Source organism: Rhodococcus sp. 14-2470-1b (assembly GCF_002259415.1).
Taxonomy (GTDB): domain Bacteria; phylum Actinomycetota; class Actinomycetes; order Mycobacteriales; family Mycobacteriaceae; genus Rhodococcoides.
Genome location: NZ_NPFY01000006.1, coordinates 285,058 through 302,712, shown reverse-complemented (window position 1 = coordinate 302,712; position 17,655 = coordinate 285,058). Strand labels below are relative to the sequence as shown.

The 17,655-nt window shown below is 64.9% G+C and carries 18 protein-coding genes; 13 read left to right on the top strand and 5 right to left on the bottom strand.

Annotated features, from left to right (window positions below):
• The first annotated feature begins 73 nt into the window (after window positions 1-73).
• The 3 genes from CH293_RS04730 (at window position 74) to CH293_RS04720 (ending at window position 2,064) form a co-directional block, all read left to right on the top strand.
• Window positions 74-580: a glutathione peroxidase gene (locus CH293_RS04730; RefSeq protein WP_019667383.1), complete on the top strand. Its 507-nt coding sequence runs from the start codon at window positions 74-76 to the stop codon at window positions 578-580.
• A 55-nt stretch (window positions 581-635) separates the two neighbouring features.
• Complete coding sequence (locus CH293_RS04725; protein WP_037104939.1) at window positions 636-1,331, top strand: DUF2334 domain-containing protein; 696 nt, start codon at window positions 636-638, stop codon at window positions 1,329-1,331.
• A gap of 91 nt (window positions 1,332-1,422) precedes the next feature.
• Window positions 1,423-2,064, top strand: coding sequence for an LppP/LprE family lipoprotein (locus CH293_RS04720; RefSeq protein WP_037104936.1), 642 nt, complete (start codon window positions 1,423-1,425; stop codon window positions 2,062-2,064).
• A 71-nt stretch (window positions 2,065-2,135) separates the two neighbouring features.
• On the opposite strand, the gene CH293_RS04715 is transcribed toward CH293_RS04720, so the two are convergent.
• Window positions 2,136-2,780: an MBL fold metallo-hydrolase gene (locus CH293_RS04715; protein WP_094719509.1), complete on the bottom strand. Its 645-nt coding sequence runs from the start codon at window positions 2,778-2,780 to the stop codon at window positions 2,136-2,138.
• Between the two features lie 89 nt (window positions 2,781-2,869).
• Between CH293_RS04715 and purS the strand changes: the two genes are divergently transcribed.
• From purS to CH293_RS04700, 3 genes are read left to right on the top strand one after another with little or no spacing between them, the layout of a single operon-like run.
• On the top strand, window positions 2,870-3,106 hold the full coding sequence (purS, locus tag CH293_RS04710) for a phosphoribosylformylglycinamidine synthase subunit PurS (protein ID WP_026348182.1): 237 nt from the start codon (window positions 2,870-2,872) through the stop codon (window positions 3,104-3,106).
• Window positions 3,103-3,795, top strand: a complete 693-nt coding sequence (gene purQ, locus CH293_RS04705; protein WP_094719508.1) for a phosphoribosylformylglycinamidine synthase subunit PurQ — start codon at window positions 3,103-3,105, stop codon at window positions 3,793-3,795. Before purS ends, purQ begins: the two co-directional genes overlap by 4 nt.
• 27 nt (window positions 3,796-3,822) lie before the next feature.
• Window positions 3,823-4,173 carry a VOC family protein gene (locus CH293_RS04700; protein WP_094713089.1) on the top strand — a complete coding sequence of 117 codons (351 nt, stop codon included), beginning with the start codon at window positions 3,823-3,825 and terminating at the stop codon, window positions 4,171-4,173.
• Here the strand turns inward: CH293_RS04700 and CH293_RS04695 are convergent.
• On the bottom strand, window positions 4,170-5,039 hold the full coding sequence (locus tag CH293_RS04695) for a hypothetical protein (RefSeq protein WP_094719507.1): 870 nt from the start codon (window positions 5,037-5,039) through the stop codon (window positions 4,170-4,172). The two genes, CH293_RS04700 and CH293_RS04695, sit on opposite strands and share 4 nt — an antisense overlap.
• Window positions 5,040-5,094: 55 nt before the next feature.
• On the opposite strand from CH293_RS04695, the gene CH293_RS04690 reads away from it, so the two are divergent.
• A complete protein-coding gene (locus CH293_RS04690) occupies window positions 5,095-6,375 on the top strand; it encodes a M18 family aminopeptidase (protein WP_020111557.1) in 1,281 nt (426 codons plus the stop codon).
• Here CH293_RS04690 and CH293_RS04685 read toward each other — a convergent pair whose 3' ends face one another.
• A complete protein-coding gene (locus CH293_RS04685) occupies window positions 6,376-7,167 on the bottom strand; it encodes a nucleoside phosphorylase (RefSeq protein ID WP_255122694.1) in 792 nt (263 codons plus the stop codon).
• Between the two features lie 108 nt (window positions 7,168-7,275).
• Between CH293_RS04685 and purL the strand changes: the two genes are divergently transcribed.
• The 5 genes from purL (at window position 7,276) to purF (ending at window position 14,130) form a co-directional block, all read left to right on the top strand.
• Complete coding sequence (purL, locus tag CH293_RS04680) at window positions 7,276-9,552, top strand: phosphoribosylformylglycinamidine synthase subunit PurL (RefSeq protein ID WP_094719505.1); 2,277 nt, start codon at window positions 7,276-7,278, stop codon at window positions 9,550-9,552.
• 4 nt (window positions 9,553-9,556) lie between these two features.
• The gene (locus CH293_RS04675) at window positions 9,557-11,347 is read left to right on the top strand and encodes an alpha/beta-hydrolase family protein (protein ID WP_037104917.1); all 1,791 of its coding nucleotides are present in this window, start codon (window positions 9,557-9,559) and stop codon (window positions 11,345-11,347) included.
• Window positions 11,348-11,394: 47 nt separating this feature from the next.
• Window positions 11,395-11,922, top strand: a complete 528-nt coding sequence (locus CH293_RS04670; RefSeq protein ID WP_255122693.1) for a CPBP family intramembrane glutamic endopeptidase — start codon at window positions 11,395-11,397, stop codon at window positions 11,920-11,922.
• A gap of 120 nt (window positions 11,923-12,042) precedes the next feature.
• Window positions 12,043-12,429 (top strand): sterol carrier family protein, encoded by a 387-nt coding sequence (locus tag CH293_RS04665; RefSeq protein WP_094719503.1) that lies wholly within the window; start codon window positions 12,043-12,045, stop codon window positions 12,427-12,429.
• Window positions 12,430-12,564: 135 nt separating this feature from the next.
• On the top strand, window positions 12,565-14,130 hold the full coding sequence (purF, locus tag CH293_RS04660; protein WP_026348179.1) for an amidophosphoribosyltransferase: 1,566 nt from the start codon (window positions 12,565-12,567) through the stop codon (window positions 14,128-14,130).
• A gap of 94 nt (window positions 14,131-14,224) precedes the next feature.
• On the opposite strand, the gene asnB is transcribed toward purF, so the two are convergent.
• A complete protein-coding gene (gene asnB, locus CH293_RS04655) occupies window positions 14,225-16,042 on the bottom strand; it encodes an asparagine synthase (glutamine-hydrolyzing) (RefSeq protein WP_094719502.1) in 1,818 nt (605 codons plus the stop codon).
• 181 nt (window positions 16,043-16,223) lie between these two features.
• On the opposite strand from asnB, the gene purM reads away from it, so the two are divergent.
• Window positions 16,224-17,321, top strand: coding sequence for a phosphoribosylformylglycinamidine cyclo-ligase (gene purM / locus CH293_RS04650; RefSeq protein WP_094719501.1), 1,098 nt, complete (start codon window positions 16,224-16,226; stop codon window positions 17,319-17,321).
• A gap of 69 nt (window positions 17,322-17,390) precedes the next feature.
• Here the strand turns inward: purM and CH293_RS04645 are convergent, their stop codons facing one another.
• Entirely contained in the window at window positions 17,391-17,606 is a 216-nt protein-coding gene (locus CH293_RS04645) for a DUF3073 domain-containing protein (RefSeq protein ID WP_080732843.1), read from the bottom strand.
• Window positions 17,607-17,655: the final 49 nt, after the last annotated feature.

The window sequence follows — 17,655 nt, the reverse complement described above, 5'->3', positions numbered from 1 at the left end:
ACTCGGAGGGTCGCTCTTGTGTGTTCGGACAGCCAACTCACCAGAAGTCGGTACCCACAGGTAAGTTCGTGGAATGACTGAAGTCCAGAACATCGGCATCAACACGCTGGGCGGTGCGCCCACCTCGCTCGACGAGTACGCGGGCAGGGCCGTCCTCGTGGTGAATGTCGCCTCGAAGTGCGGCCTGACGCCTCAGTACGCCACACTCGAGAAGCTTGCCACCGAATACTCGGCGAAGGGACTGTCCGTCATCGGCGTTCCCTGCAACCAGTTCGGTGGTCAGGAGCCCGGCACCGCCGAGGAAATCGAAACGTTCTGCTCCACCACCTACGGCGTCACCTTCCCCATCACGGAGAAGATCGAGGTCAACGGAGAGAACCGGCACCCGCTCTACGCGGAGCTCACCAAGACCGAGGACGCAGAAGGCGTCGCAGGAGATATCCAGTGGAATTTCGAGAAGTTCCTGATCTCACCCGAGGGCGTCGTCACCAACCGCTTCCGCCCACGTACCGAGCCGGACGCCCCTGAAGTACTGGCTGCGATCGACAAGATCCTGCCCAAGGAGAACATCGCCGTTTAGACGCGATCAATTCTGCCGTCGAGCCTCGTTCACATCGGTGTGCGAGGCTCGCGGCATGTCTGGAGCACTGATCGTGTCGGTGAGCGGAATCAGGGACGACACCTGCGACAACGCAGCGGAGTTCGCCCTCGAACTGGACAAGCGTGGCGTCGCGCAGTCGCTTCTCGTTGCGCCGCGGCTGAAGGACAAGTACCGGCTCACGAAAGACGAGAACACCCAGGACTGGCTGCGAGGGCGTCGGGACCTGGGGGATGCGATAGTCCTGCACGGGTACGACCAGGCCGCGACCAAGCGTCGCCGAGCCGAATTCGCAGCACTTCCACGCCACGAAGCACGGCTGCGGCTCATGGCCGCCGACCGGGTCATGGAGCAGACCGGCTTACGCACAAGGGTGTTCGCAGCGCCGCGGTGGATCGCATCACCCGGAGCAGTTGCCGCTCTGCCCGAGGCCGGCTTTCGAATGCTCGCAGGCCTCAGCGCAATTCACGATCTGGACACGGGATCGCTCGTACGGGCACGAGTCCTGGGCATCGGCGAAGGCTTCAAAGCCGAACCCTGGTGGTGTCGAGCACTGGTCATCGGCGCCGGACGTACCGCCCGACGCGGCGGCACCGTCCGATTGGCGGTCAGCGCAAAACAACTGGGCCGCAGCGGTCCCCGGCAGGCAATCCTGGACGCGGTCGACCTGGCGCTCTACAGCGGTGCAACACCGGGCGTGTACGAACACGTTCGCAGGGTGAGAGCAGCCTGACCGCTCGCGGGGTTATGAGATCGTGACGTAACGGACCACCTGGTCCAGTGGATGTAACCCTCGACGATGCAATCGATGTCGAGGCGGCGCCATGAAAAGAATCGTGCTCGTGAACCTCTGCATGATGGCCGCTGTGGCCTGCGGAAACACCGATGGCGGCACAGCGACCGCAGTGTCGGAATCCACTGCCGCGCCGGGGCAGCAGGCCGCGTCGCCGACGGTTGCACCCTCGGTGGGCGCGCTGCCGTCGGTCGTGGTTCCGTCGCCGGTCCCTGCCCTTCCGTCGGACATCCGGATCCCGACGGCGGACGCAGCTCCGACAGTGGCCCCGGTCCGGCCGGCGACATGTGTGGACGCTGCGGTGGTCGCCGATGCGGCGGCATCCATTCCGCGATACTTTCCGGACGAAGCCTGGACCGCAGGCCGGACAGGTGATCCCTGTGCAGCGTTCACGTGGGTGGAAGCTGCGGCGTCGCCCTATGCCACCGCGAGCACACCGGAGCACATTCTGTTCTTCGGCAACGGTGTGTACCTCGGCACGGCGACGGCAGCGCCGTACAGCTTCACGAGTGTTGCAACCCAGACCGCCGACACGATCACCGTGAACTATCGCTGGCTCGTCGCCGACGAGGCGTTCGCAGCACCCGAAGGTGGTCCCGTCGCAATCCGCTACCAGTGGGACGGGAGCTCCGTGATCATGCTGGACACTCTGCCGCCCGAGGTGACCGGTTGATGTGAGTGGAGATGACAGTGCCATCGGGTCGTTCCGCAGGCTCCGCTCCTGTCCCCGGCCTACATTTTCACTCACATGGAGAGGGAGGATTCCTGAGGAAGCTCGCGGAATTCGGTGTTCTCGTCGGCCATGTCGTTGAACCGGCCGTAGTAGATTCCCCTGGCCTCCTCGGCGACGACGGCCTGGTGGATCGGGAACGCGGTCCGAGGTGCGACTGCGCGCAGAAATTCGACGTTCTCCGAGAGCTTCGACCACGGCGCCGCAGTCGGGAGCGCCAGCACGTCCACCTTCTGCTCGGGAACGAACAACGAGTCGCCGGGATGGAACAGTTGCCCCGGATTCTCCGGTGTCCCCAGCAGATAGCCAGTGTTGTCGATCACGGGCAGTTCGGGGTGGATGACGGCATGGGTCCCGCCGACACCGCTGACCTGGATGCCGCCGACGGAGAACGTCTGGCCCGCGTGTGTGGCCGTCCACCGCTCGCCGAGCTGCGACGCGGTCATCGGATCCGCGTACAACGCTGCGTTCGGATTGCCGTCCACCAGTGCAGGAAGACGCTCGAGGTCGACGTGGTCGGGGTGCTGGTGGGTGATCAGAATGGCGTCGAGCCCGGTGATGCCCTCGAAGCCGTGTGAGAAGTTGCCGGGATCGAACAGCACCGTGGTGCCGTTCAGCTCGACGAGTACACAGGAATGTCCGAAGTGCGTCAGCTTCATTCCTCCACACTAAGCGCAGTTTCGCGGCTCGCGCTGGTGCTGCGTAAACTCTTCACCGCCGGTATTTGTCTTATCCAAGGAGCTCCCTCGTGGCCCGAGTAGTTGTCGATGTCATGCCCAAGGCCGAAATCCTCGACCCGCAGGGTCAGGCCATCGCAGGCGCGCTTGGTCGTCTCGGCGTAGCAGGCGTCTCCGACGTCAGGCAGGGCAAGCGGTTCGAGTTGGAGGTCGACGACAGCGTCGACGACGCCGAGCTCGAGAAGATCGCGGAATCGCTCCTCGCGAACACCGTCATCGAGGACTGGAAGGTCACCCGAGAAGCATGAGCACACGCAAGTCGTCCGCCCGCGTGGGGGTCATCACCTTCCCCGGAACTCTCGACGACGTCGACGCCTCCCGCGCCGTGACGCTCGCCGGCGGCGAGGCCGTCAGTCTGTGGCACGCCGACGCGGACCTGAAGAACGTGGACGCCATCGTCGTCCCCGGCGGGTTCTCCTACGGCGACTACCTGCGTGCAGGCGCGATCGCCCGGTTCGCACCCGTCATGGAATCCGTCGTCAAGGCGGCCGAAGGCGGCATGCCGGTCCTCGGCATCTGCAACGGCTTCCAAGTTCTCTGTGAAGTCGGCCTGCTTCCCGGCGCTCTGACCCGCAACGAGGGCCTGCACTTCGTCTGCCGCGACCAGTGGCTGAAAGTGGAGAACTCGGACACCGCGTGGTCGTCGCGCTACGAGACGGGCGCCGAGATCCTGATCCCGGTCAAGAACGCCGAAGGCCGGTTCCAGGCATCGCAGAACGTGCTCGACGAGCTCGAGGGCGAAGGCCGCGTCGTGTTCCGCTACAGCGGATCCAACCCGAACGGCAGCCAGCGGGACATCGCCGGAATCTCCTCGCCCAACGGCCGCGTCGTCGGACTCATGCCGCATCCCGAGCACGCCACCGAGCCCCTCACCGGCCCCAGCGACGACGGCCTCGGCATCTTCTACTCGGCACTGGACGCAATCGTCTCGGCCTAGCAGGAAGCAGGGTCTATTCTCCGACGCATGACCCTGACACCGGTGATGATCACGATCGACTCCTCCGATCCTGGACCGCTCGCGACGTGGTGGGCGGCCAGGACCGGCGGAACCATCGAAGAAGAGAACGACGGGTGGTTCTACACCGTCTCGCTGCCCTCGGTGCCGTACCGCCTTGCCTTCCAGAAGGTCGACGACCCGACGCCGGGCAAGAACCGAATCCACCTGGATCTGACGACGGCGGATCTCGACACCGAGGTGACGGCTCTGGTCGATTCGGGTGCGTCCAAGGTCGACGAGCACACGATGGGCGAATTCCGTTGGGTCACCCTGACCGATCCGGACGGAAACGCATTCTGCGTCTCGGGCGCGCACTAGAGCTCGGCGAGAGTCCGCTCGAACAGATCTGCCGATGAACTACCGTTGACCTGGCAGTACTGCCCGTCACGCCAGAAGTAGAGATCCTGGGACAGCGGATTCGGGGTGTCCCGAGAGAATATGCGCGCCAACTGCACGAGCAGTGTCGACGCACGAACGGTGGCGTCGAACTCGAAGGGTTTGTAGTAGTCGATCTCGTAGGCATTGGGAACGACGAACAGAACGCCGAACGGTGAATCGCCGAGGTGATCGGCGATCAGCGTGGGCATGTTCGCGACCTTGGATGCGAGATAGATCGAATCGCCCTTGCACACGTCGATCGTCACATCGTCCTTGGTCAGTGTTTCGCGATCGTCGAAGGTCATCGCGGCCGTGTTGTCGCGACCGAACGCCCACGCGGCCTCGAGGTCTCGATTCTCCAGATACCGACCTTCGAGAGTCAACGCAAGGTCCGGAAACGTCAAGTTCAGCACTCGGCGTGGTGAATTCGGCGCATCGACCAGCGGACTCGAATAGCGGAAGTCGCCTCTGCCCGGCAACGCGCTCGGCGCAGTGACCCGCTCACGCAATCGCATGTAGAACTCGTCGTCGGGCATGTTCAGCAGATACTGCGGGTCACTCAGTCTCTGTGACTCGAGCATGGTTGCGACATGGATCTCGACGATCTCGTCCCAGTACCTCCGCGGAGCACCGACGCAGCGTGCGGTCAGATTCTCGAGCGTCACGTGATGGCCGTCGTCGGTCTTCAGAGTGGTGGCGTCGATCTTCGTCAGCTTCACCCCGTGCCTGCCGAATGCCTCGATCACTTTCTTGCGGACGATGGCTGTCGTAGCCGGTCCCGATGCCTGCGCTGCCAGATGATTCATGACGCCCCCGAGTCGATGTGTGGTCCTTGCTCTGTTCGACGCAGCTACTGACACAATGGTTCCCATGTCGTCTCTTGCGTCTGCCGCTGGTCTGTGCAATTTCGTCGACGTGTCGCCGTCGCCGTTCCATGTGTGCCGCACCGTAGCGGTGCAGCTCGAGGAGGTAGGTTTCGTCCGCGTCGACGAGACCGAAGCCTGGCCGGCCGAGGCAGGGCGGTACTACCTCATCCGCGGCGGGTCGCTTGTCGCATGGAGTACCGAGAGCAGCAGCGCTGCATTCCGGATCGTCGGCGGACACACCGACAGCCCCAATCTGCGTGTCAAGCAGCACCCTGATCTGGAGTCGGCGGGATGGCAGATGGTCGGCCTGGAACCGTACGGGGGCGCGTGGCTCAATTCCTGGCTCGACCGCGACCTGGGTGTTTCCGGTCGACTCAGTGTTCGCGACGGCAACGGGCTGCGTGAGGTACTCGTCAAGGTCGACGAACCTATTCTTCGTGTCCCGCAGCTCGCAATCCACCTGTCCGAGGATCGCAAGGGTGTGACCTTGGACCCGCAACGACACGTCAATGCCATTTGGGGCGTGGGTAACTCACCGCGATCGTTCATCTCGTTCGTCGCGGAACGCGAAGGCGTCGACCCGTCGACGGTTCTCGGGTGGGAGCTGATGACGCACGACCTCGCGCCCAGCGCAGTCGTCGGCGCCCAGAGCGAACTGGTCAGCGCACCGAGGCTCGACAACCAGGGAACGTGCTACGCGGGTACTCAGGCTTTGATTGCGGCTGTGCAGAATCCGACGGACGTCACCCCGGTGCTGGCATTGTTCGACCACGAGGAAGTCGGCAGTATGTCCGACCGTGGCGCGTTCTCGGACCTGCTCAACACGGTGCTCGAGCGAATCGTGTTGGGCCGCGGCGGCGGTCGCGAGGAGTTCCTCCGCACCATGGCCGGATCCATCTGCGCCTCCGGTGACATGGCGCATGCGACGCATCCGAACTACCCGGACCGACACGAACCCGCGCACCGCATCGAACTCGGTGGAGGGCCCGTGCTCAAGGTCAACCAGAACCTCAGGTACGCAACGGATTCCGCGGGTGCAGGAGCATTCGCGCTGGCCTGCGACCAGGCGGGGGTGCCACTGCAACGCTACGTTCACCGCGCCGATCTGCCCTGCGGTTCGACGATCGGCCCGATCACGGCCTCACGGACGGGCCTGTCGACCGTCGACGTCGGTGCCGCACAGCTCGCCATGCACAGCGCACGCGAGCTCATGGGCGCCTCCGATGTGAAGGCCTACGCCGACGCCCTCGCTGCGTTCCTGGCTCCGTCGGCCTAGCTAGCTCAGCTGCAGGCACGCGTCGGCCGCGAGCCAGAACAGTTGCTCGCGGACGGTGCCTGCCTTGGTCCAGCCGCGGTGCTCCCAGTCCGCGGCCAGGGAGTCGCCCGCGTACAGCAGTTGCGCGAACCGCACGCCGCGGTACTGGGCGACCGCGCAGAACGCCGACGCTTCCATGTCGACCGTCAGGCAGCCCTCGTCGACGCGCCGGGAGACTCGGCTTCGGGTTTCGCGGTACAAAGCGTCGGTGGTCCAGGATCGACCGGTGACGTGCGAGATCCCGGCCTCCGTCAGCACGTTCTGCAGCACCGTGACGCCTACAGGATCGGCGTCGACGACCCGTCCGGGCGGGAGGTAGTGGAACGACGTTCCCTCGTCGCGGACAGCGCTGTCGACAACCATGACGTGACCCATACCGAGCTGATCGGTCAGTGCTCCCGCGCCCCCGACGGCGACGAACTCCGAGCAGCCGAGCGCGATCGCCTCTTCGAGGAACAGTGCGGCCAGGGGTGCGCCGACTCCCGGATGAAACACGGCGAGCCGTTCACCGCCCCGCTCGATCTCGTAGACGGGGTGCTCGCCGTGCTCGGATCGGAGCACCGACAGGACGCGTGCCTTGCCCTGACCGGCTATGGACTCGATCACTTCCGCGAAGAAGCAGACAACGGCCTTTCTGGGGATATCCACACCCTTGACCACCATCTGAGGCGTCAGGACGCCCGATTCGTCCAGATCGTTCTCCGTCAACGCGATGGGAGCGGAGCCTGAAGAGGCGACAGAAGGGGTATCCACGGCACAATGTTTGCACGCTGCTTTTGGGGCCTGTCACCCTGCACGGATAGACTCCCCCCTGGCATTTCGCTCCAGGAAGGGACCCCACTCCTCGTGTCCGACAGCTTTGTGAAAATTGACACTGTCTCCGCCGCAGTCGCTACGCCGGATGTTGCGCAGCCGTACAAAGAACTCGGACTCAAGGACGACGAGTACGCCCGCATCAAGGAAATCCTCGGTCGCAGGCCGACGGATGCCGAGCTGGCGATGTACTCCGTCATGTGGAGCGAGCACTGCTCCTACAAGTCCTCCAAGGTGCACCTGAAGTACTTCGGCGAGACCACCACCGACGAGATGCGTAAGTCGATGCTCGCGGGTATCGGCGAGAACGCAGGCGTCGTCGACGTCGGTGACGGATGGGCCGTCACGTTCAAGGTGGAAAGCCACAATCACCCGTCGTACGTCGAGCCCTACCAGGGTGCGGCGACGGGCGTCGGCGGCATCGTCCGCGACATCATGGCCATGGGCGCGCGGCCCATCGCCGTCATGGACCAGCTGCGTTTCGGTGCTGCAGACGCGCCCGATACACGTCGCGTCCTCTCGGGCATCGTCTCCGGCGTCGGCGGCTACGGAAACTCGCTCGGCCTTCCCAACGTCGGCGGCGAAACGGTGTTCGACGCCTCCTACGCGGGCAACCCACTGCTCAACGCTCTGTGTGCAGGTGTCATGCGCGTCGAGGACATGCATCTCGCGTTCGCGTCGGGCCTGGGCAACAAGATCATCCTGTTCGGCGCTCGCACGGGTCTCGACGGCATCGGCGGCGTGTCCGTGCTGGCCTCGGAGACGTTCGACGGTGATGAGACGGGAGGCGGCAGGAAGAAGCTTCCTGCCGTTCAGGTCGGCGACCCGTTCACCGAGAAGGTCCTCATCGAGGCGTGTCTCGAGCTGTATGCCGAGAAGCTCGTCGTCGGGATCCAGGACCTCGGCGGCGCCGGATTGTCCTGCGCGACGTCCGAACTCGCGTCGGCAGGTAGCGGCGGCATGCACATAGCCCTCGAGCAGGTGCCGATGCGCGCTACCGGCATGACCCCGGCCGAGGTGCTCTCGAGCGAGTCCCAGGAACGCATGTGCGCCGTGGTGACGCCCGAGAACGTCGAGAAGTTCATGGCCGTCTGCAAGAAGTGGGATGTTCTCGCGACGGTGATCGGCGAGGTCACCGACGGTGACAACCTCGAGATCACGTGGCACGGGGAGACCGTCGTCGACGTTCCGCCGAAGACCGTCGCCCACGAGGGCCCGGTGTACTCGCGGCCCGTGCAGCGTCCCGCCGCTCAGGACGCACTCGTCGCGAACACCACCGCGTCGCTGAAGCGTCCCGAGACCGCCGAGGAACTGAAGGCAACGCTGCTGAAGATGATCGGCAGCCCACAGCTCTGCAGCCGCAAGTTCATCACCGAGCAGTACGACCGCTACGTCCGCGGGAATACCGTGCTGGCCGAGAACGCTGACGCCGGTGTGATTCGGATCGACGAGACGACGGGCCGCGGTATCGCGCTGGCCACGGACGCGTCGGGCCGGTACACCGCACTCGACCCGTACCAGGGCGCACAACTTGCGCTCGCCGAGGCGTTCCGCAACGTCGCCGTCACCGGTGCGACCCCGAAGGCCGTCACCAACTGCCTCAACTTCGGCTCACCCGAGGATCCGGGCGTCATGTGGCAGTTCCAGCAGGCCGTTCGCGGTCTTGCCGACGGCTGCGTCACCCTCGGCATCCCCGTCACCGGCGGAAACGTCAGCTTCTACAACCAGACGGGCTCCGAAGCGATCCTTCCGACGCCGGTCGTCGGAGTCCTCGGTGTCATCGACGACGTGCACCGCCGCGTCCCCACCGGCCTCGGCCTCGAGCCCGGCGAGACACTGATCCTCCTCGGCGACACCCACGACGAGTTCGACGGATCCATCTGGGCACAGGTCGAGCACGACCACCTCGGTGGCGTGCCGCCGAAGGTCGATCTGGCTCGCGAGCAATTGCTCGCCGACATCCTGCTCGCCGGATCGCGTGACGGGTTGATCTCCGCCGCGCACGATCTCTCCGAGGGCGGCCTGGCTCAGGCTGTCGTCGAAGCAGCGTTGGCAGGCGAAACCGGGTGCCGCATTCTGCTTCCCGAAGGCGCCGACCCGTTCGTCACCTTGTTCTCCGAGTCCTCCGGACGCGTGCTCGTCGCCGTGCCGCGCACCGAGGAGACTCGCTTCACCGGTATGTGCACCGCCCGCAACCTCCCGTGGACGCGCATCGGCGTCGTCGACGAAGGTTCGGACGAAATCGAAGTTCAGGGCCAGTTCGCTGTCAAGATGACCGAACTCCGTGACACTTTCGAGAGCACCCTGCCCAGACTCTTCGGGTAGGGCCGTGAGCGGGGGAGAGGCATCGGAAGGGACCGTCGACACGGTAGAGCGTGAGCACACGCATCACCGTCTGCCGATCGAGTTCGCGGTACCTTCCCCCGAGCGGCACCCCTTCGTCATGTGGGCGTGGGGGTTGCTCAAGCTCGATTTCACGGGCATCGTCTTCAGTGCACTGTTCTTCTGCTGGTCGCTCACGCCGTCGCTGCTGCCGCGTGATTGGTTGTTCCAGGGGCTGATCGGCGGAATCAACGCCGCTATCGGATACGGGTTCGGTGTGGCCGTCGGCTGGGCGGCTCGGAGGTGGTACCTCGACCGGAAGACGTGGTGGCCCATGCCGCGTCGCGTGGAGCTCTACGTCAAGTTCGCCATTCCGCCGCTCGCGATCCTCGCATCGCTCTACATGCTCTACCTGTCCGCAGGGTGGCAGCGAGAGCTTGCCGCACTGATGGACGCCGAGGGGACGACCACCACCGGATACTTCCGCACCGGTGCGTTGAGCATCGGTGTTGCCGCGCTGTTCATCTCGGGGATGCGAGTGCTGCGCGACCTGGTTCGTTTCATCGCGCGCCAGCTCAACAAGGTCGTCAAGATGCCCCGTGAGGTCGCGAACGTGATCGGGGTCGTTCTTGTTGTCGTCCTGGTCATCGCACTCGTTCAGGGTGTTCTGCTGCGGGCCGTCTCCGATGTCACCAACTCGATCTTCAGCCTGCAGAACAACGAAACTCGTGAGGGCGCAGAACAACCCAGCGAACCCGAGCGATCCGGCAGCCCACAATCTCTCGCGCCCTGGGACACCCTCGGATTCGAAGGACGCAACTTCGTCTCCAGTGGACTGAGCGCACAGGAGATCTCCGACGGCCTCGGACGGCCTGCGCTGGAACCGATCCGCGCCTACGCAGGACTGGAGACCGCCGAGACACAGGACGAGCGGCTCGACATCGTCGTCCAGGAACTCGAACGCACCGGAGCATTCGAGCGTCAAGCATTGGTCGTCGTCCCGACCACGGGCACCGGATGGGTCAATCCCACCGCGATCGAAGCCGAGGAACTGATGTTCGGCGGCGACGTCGCCACCGTCGCCGCGCAGTACTCGTACCTCCCCAGTTGGATTTCCTTCCTCGCCGAACGCGACAAGGCAGCCGAGGCAGGTCAAGCCTTGATCGACAAGGTCCGCGAGCGGTGGCTACAGGAACCGGAGGCCACCCGGCCCAAGCTGTACGTCTACGGCGAAAGTCTCGGAACGCAGTCCGGGGAAGGCGCCTTCGACGGTCTCGCCGAGATCCGGGACAGTGTCGACGGTGTCCTCTGGGTCGGGCCGCCGAACGCGAACCGGTTGTGGTCGCAGTTCAAGAACCGCCGCGACCCGGGCAGTCCCGAAGTACGGCCGGTCTACGCGGATGGTCTCGTCGTCCGCTTCGCCGACAACTCGTCCGGGATCCCGCCCGAGGGGCAACCCTGGCTCAGTCCCCGCATCCTCTACGTGCAGCACGCGTCCGACCCGGTCGTCTGGTGGTCGCCCGACCTGCTGTTCGAGCGCCCCGACTGGCTGTCGGAGGCTCCTGGCCCCGACCGTCTGCCTGACATGCGCTGGTTCCCGATCGTCACCTTCTGGCAGGTCGCAGCCGATCTGACCAACGCCGCAGGCGTGCCCGACGGTCACGGTCACAACTACGGAACCCTGGTTCTCGACGGCTGGGTCGCAGTCGCGGCGCCCGCGGGATGGACTGCGGACGACACCGAGAAAGTGCGCGCCGTGATGGACGACTACGCGGGCCGCGACGGCCCCGAGAAGTGAGAGGCATCGCCCTCGGCGCGGTGACGACGGCATGGAGCACGGCCGTCGTGCCAGCACTGAAGCTGTCCGACCGACCGCGCGCCGTGGTGAACGCAGCGTTCGGGATCTCGTTGGCCGCAGTGACACGAGCTCCGCTCGGGTTGGAGAAATGGCGAAGCGGCTTGAAGTGGGGGCTCGGTGCGGCAGCTGTACCTGCCCTGGGGGCGGTCGTGATCGCGTCGGTACCAGCGCTGGCCACCCGAGTTCGACCGTCGGACGACGACCTCGCCGAGTGGGTGTTGTTCCGGATCCCGATCGGAACTGTCGTGACCGAGGAGTTGGTATTCAGGGCAGTGTTCGACGACGTGTCCCCGTCCCTGTCGCCTGTCTTCTTCGGCCTCTGGCACATCCATCCCGCCCGTGCGGCCGGAGACTCCGTGCTCGGAACCGTGGCCGGCACCTTCCTGGCCGGTGTGTTGTTCTCCTGGCTACGACGCCGCGGCGGGGTTCTCGCGCCGATGTTGCTCCACTACGGGGTGAACGCTTCGGGCGCGATCCTGGCTGCACGCAATTCGACCGCGCAGGGCCGGATGTGACCTCCGGGCGGACTTCTGTGCACTGGGGACCGCGTCCTGAGCCGGGAGTGGAGCCTGCAGGAACGACCCGAACAAGCCGGGAGTGGAGCCTGCAGGAACGACCCGAATAAGCTGACCGACATGGCTCCGAGCAAGACGGTGACTCCGGAACAGGTACGTACCGCGGTTCTCGCCGTCGCGGACTGGGTGCACGACGCCTCCGTCGAGAAGCCGCCCCGCGCTGCTGTCGCCGACGCGGTCCGCACCACCGCCCGCACCTTGGCCCAGGTCGCACCGGGATCCAGCGTCGAAGTTCGGGTTCCGCCGTTCGTCGCGGTGCAGTGCATCGTCGGCCCGCGACACACCCGCGGTACTCCGCCGAACGTCGTCGAGACCGATCCGCGCACCTGGCTCGAGGTCGCGACCGGAGTCCGTGCATTCGACGACGCGCTGAACGACGGTTCGATCACGGCGTCGGGCAGCAGGGCGAGCGAAGTCGGACATTGGTTACCGATCCTGCGTGCCTGACGTAGGCCAAGTGGACAGCCGGTTACCGCAAAACAGACAACCGGGGAATGTCACTCGCCCACGATGCGTTGCCATGGCCTGTGTGCCCGTAGACTGGTACATGCCCCCCGCCCCGTCCCCCAAGGGAGCAGTGTTGTGACCTCTGCCGATATCTCGGTCGACAGTCCAAATCTTCTGGTAGGCAAGCCTGTAGACGAACCCGAGAACGAACCTCGTGAAGAATGCGGCGTATTCGGAGTGTGGGCCCCGGGGGAGGATGTGGCCAAGCTCTCGTACTACGGGCTGTACGCGCTGCAGCACAGAGGCCAGGAGGCTGCGGGCATCGCCGTTTCCGACGGTTCGCAGGTTCTGGTGTTCAAGGACCTCGGGCTCGTCAGCCAGGTGTTCGACGAGCAGACCCTCGGTGCCATGCCGGGGCACGTCGCCATCGGACACTGCCGTTACTCCACCAGCGGGTCGGTGACCTGGGAGAACGCACAACCGATCTTCCGGACCACGACCGCGGGCACGGGCATCGCGCTCGGGCACAACGGCAACCTCGTCAACTTCGCCGAACTCGCGACGCGTGCCCGCGAAGAAGGCCTGATCAGCGACCGTCTGCAGGGCAACGGCACGTCGGATTCCGACGTTGTCACCGCGCTGCTTGCGCACAAGGCTGCAGACCGCACCATCGAGCAGGCTGCGATGGAATTGCTGCCCACTCTGAAGGGCGCGTTCTGCCTGACCTTCATGGACGAACACACGCTGTATGCAGCGCGCGATCCGCACGGCATCCGCCCGCTGTCTCTCGGACGCCTCGACCGGGGATGGGTCGTCGCCAGCGAGACGGCCGCGCTCGACATCGTCGGAGCTGCCTTCGTACGCGACATCGAGCCCGGCGAACTCCTGGCCATCGACGCCGACGGTGTCAGGTCTTCACGATTCGCGGCGCCGGAACCCAAGGGCTGTGTGTTCGAGTACGTCTACCTCGCGCGCCCGGACTCGGTCATCGGTGGCCGTTCGGTGCACTCCACTCGCGTCGAGATCGGTCGTCGGCTTGCCGAGGAGCACCCTGCTGAAGGTGACTTGGTGATTCCGGTCCCCGAGTCGGGAACTCCAGCTGCCGTCGGTTTCGCTCAGGGCTCCGGAATCCCGTACGGCCAGGGACTGATGAAGAACGCCTATGTGGGACGTACGTTCATCCAGCCGTCGCAGACCATCCGTCAGCTCGGTATCCGCCTCAAGCTCAACCCTCTCAAAGAGGTCATTCGAGGCAAAAGGCTCGTGGTCGTGGACGATTCGATCGTGCGCGGCAACACTCAGCGCGCCCTGATCAGAATGCTGCGTGAAGCCGGCGCGCTCGAGATTCACGTGCGGATCGCCTCGCCGCCCGTCCGCTGGCCATGCTTCTACGGCATCGACTTCGCATCGCCCGCCGAGTTGATCGCCAACGGCGTCGACTCCGAGGACGGAATACTCGAAGGTGTACGTCAAGCGATCGGTGCCGACTCCCTCGGTTACATCTCCACCGAGGGCATGATCGCGGCGTCGGAGCAGCCTGAATCTCGGCTCTGCACCGCATGTTTCACGGGTAAGTACCCCATCGAGCTTCCCGCCGACAATGCGCTCGGCAAGCACGTCCTCGAAGGCATGCTGGCCACCGCCGCCGGACAGGCATCGGAGTCCACCAATGCCAACGTGAGTGCCCTCAGTAGGCCCTGAATCGCTGTGAGTGGAAATGTAGTGCGTTCTGGTCGCTCCGCAGGCTCCGCTCCTGCCCCAGTGCCTACATTTCCACTCACGTGCGGTGAAGCCGCTACAGACTGATGGTGTGGTCGGCCAGCCACGAATTGATGCCGACGACTCGCTCCGCAGCGTGCCGGGCGTGCGGATCATCCTGAGCGCCCAGGATTTTCTCGACGCCGGTTCGGTCCAACAGGGCCGCGATCGGTGCGTTGGAGTCGTCCAGAACGGCGCCGAGCTCCTGCAGGATGGTTTTCGAGTACTGCGGATCCTGTGTGCTCGGGTACGGGCTCTTCACACGCTGCACGACCGACTGCGGCAGTAGATCTGCCGTCGCGGCACGCAGGAGGCTCTTCTCGCGGCCGTCGAAGGTCTTGAAGGCCCAGGGTGTACCGAACACGTACTGCACCAGGCGGTGATCGCAGAACGGAACCCGTACTTCCAGGCCCACGGCCATGCTCATCCTGTCCTTGCGTTCGAGCAGCAACGGAAGGAAACGAGTCAGGTAGAGGTAGGAGATCTCGCGCATCCGGGCTTCCAGTCCCGCATCACCGGGACGCCTCGGAACTTCCGCCAGCGCGCGCCGGTACTGATCTTCGTAGTACCCCTCCATGTCGAGCTGACGCTGCAGATCGAGCGAGAACGGTGACGTCGTGTCCCTGCCCTGTGCCATCGATCCGGCCAGCCACGGGAACGTATCGGCAGCAACCACTTTCGGATCGTGGAAATCGGCGTACCCACCGAACACCTCGTCTGCGGACTCGCCGGACAATGCCACCGTCGACTGCTCGCGTACCGCCTTGAACAGCAGATACAGCGAGGTATCCATGTCGCCGAGTCCCGGGTAGTCGCGTGCGGCGAGCACGGCTGCCCGGTGAATCGGATCGAGCAGGTCGTCGTTACTCAGCACGATGTCCCGGTGATCCGACGCCACGTGCCGTGCCACGTCCTGCACGAACTTCGTGTCGGGGGCGTCGCGGAGACCGTCGGCGACGAAGTTGTCCGCGTACCCGACGAAGTCGACAGCGAACGACCGCACAGGGCCTTTGCCCTCGGCCGCGAGTCGACCGGCCGCGAGTGCAGTCAACGCCGACGAGTCGAGCCCGCCCGACAGAAGTGTGCACAGCGGAACGTCGGCGATGAGCTGTCGAGATGCAGTGTCGTCGAGCAGCTCTCGGACCGTACGGATGGTGGTGTCGAGGTCGTGAGTGTGCTCGTGATCGTCGAGGCCCCAGTATTTCACTTCGCGTGCACCCTGGGCGGACACTCGAACGACGTGACCCGGCGGAACCTCCTTCATACCGTCGAACACGGCGTTCGACGGGTCGGCAACGAAGCCGAGGAGTCGACGTAGTCCGTCGATGCCGACATTCTTGGAGGACAGTGAATTGGCAAGTATCGCTTTGGGTTCGGAGCCGAACAGGACTCCGTCCTCGGTCTCGAGGTAGTAGAGGGGCTTGACGCCCAGGCGGTCCCGGACGAGGAGAAGTTCCTCGGTGGCGGTGTCCCACAGTGCGTACGCGAACATGCCGTTGAGTTGCGGGACCGCGTTCTCTCCCCACTTCTCGTGGGCACGGAGTACCACTTCGGTGTCACTGCTGGTTCGGAAGTCGCCGCCGATCACTCCGCGGAGCTCGCGGAAGTTGTAGGTCTCGCCGCTGTAGACGATGACGGCTTCGGTGCCGTCGGGCCTGTGGTGGATCATCGGCTGATGGCCGCCGGGTAGATCGATGATGGCGAGGCGACGATGTCCGAGGGCTGCGTGCTCGGACGTCCACAGTCCCTCGTCGTCGGGTCCTCGCCGGGTCATGGTGTCGGTCATGGCTCGCAGAGTCTGGTTTTCGCCTCGTAGATCTCGTCCGTAGGACACCCATCCCGTGATTCCGCACATATGTTGCCTCCTTGTCTGAAGTCCCCCGACCGACAATTCGATGCAACAAGAACGTTACGCGAACTAAATACTTTCGGCTAGATCCACGGCATTCCGCATCGACGGATCGGACTCCGGTACCGTTAGAGCGCAATTGCGCGCATTTGTCGTGCAACGATCACGAGTACAAGGCTGGAGCCGCATGACCGAGGAATCCCGAACACAGAGCGCATCCTCCTCGGGTGGTGCTTCCTACGCTGCGGCAGGCGTCGACATCGCCGCAGGTGACCGGGCCGTCGAGCTGTTCGCACCCCTGGCCAAGAAGGCATCGCGTCCCGAGGTCATGGGTGGCCTCGGTGGATTCGCCGGCCTCTTCGCGCTCAAGGGTGACTACCGCGAACCGATCCTCGCTGCGTCCACCGACGGCGTCGGCACCAAGATCGCAGTCGCGCAGGCCCTCGGCAAGCACGACACCCTCGGGCTCGACCTCGTCGCAATGGTCGTCGACGACCTCGTCGTGTGCGGAGCGGAACCTCTGTTCCTGCAGGACTACATCGCAGTAGGGCGTGTCGTCCCCGAGATGGTCGCAGAACTCGTCAAGGGCATCGCAGAGGGCTGCGTCATCGCCGGCTGCGCGCTCCTCGGCGGCGAGACGGCCGAGCACCCCGGGCTCATGGCCGACGGAGACTACGACCTCTCCGCCACCGGAGTGGGCGTCGTCGAGGCCGACGCAGTCCTCGGACCGGACCGCGTGCGTCCCGGTGACGTCGTGATCGCGATGGGTTCGTCGGGACTGCACTCCAACGGTTACTCGCTGGCGCGGAAAGTGCTGCTCGAGATCAACCACATGGACCTCGGCGGGCACGTCGAGGAGTTCGGCCGCACCCTGGGCGAAGAACTGCTCGAGCCGACGAAGATCTACGCGAAGGACTGTCTCGCACTCGCCGCGGAAACCGACGTCCGCACGTTCTGCCACGTCACCGGCGGCGGGCTGGCCAACAACCTCGGACGTGTGATGCCCGCAGGCCTCGTCGCAGAACTCGACCGTACGACGTGGAGCCCAGCACCGGTGTTCTCGCTGATCGCCCAGCGCGGACGCGTCGAGCGCGCCGAGATGGAGCAGACGTTCAACATGGGCGTCGGTATGGTCGCCATCGTTGCACCCGAGGACGTCGACCGTGCGCTGGCCGTACTGACTGCACGGCACATCGACTGCTGGACGCTGGGAACGGTGAAGAAGTCGAGCGACAAGTCCGCGGCCGAGCGTGCAGTGCTGCTGGGTAACCACCCGCGCTTCTGACGCGAAGACGAACGAAAAGGAGGGGGAGCCGCCGTGCGGCTCCCCCTCACTTCGTTGTCGAACTCGCTGTCAGCGTCGCCAGTCCTCGTATTCGTCTTCCTCGGCGCGGGAATAGCCGTCCGCGTCCGAAGAGGAAATGCCGCCCGAGGTGATACCGCCACGGTGGGAGTTGGACGAATGACCGGAGAGCTCTCTTTGCAGACTCTCCAAGTCCGTTGTGGGCGAGCTGTACTTCAGCTCACGAGCGACCTTTGTCTGCTTTGCCTTAGCCCTGCCTCGGCCCATGGCGTTGCCCCCTCGCGGACTTGCGGGGCGGCCTGGGGAAATTTGGGCG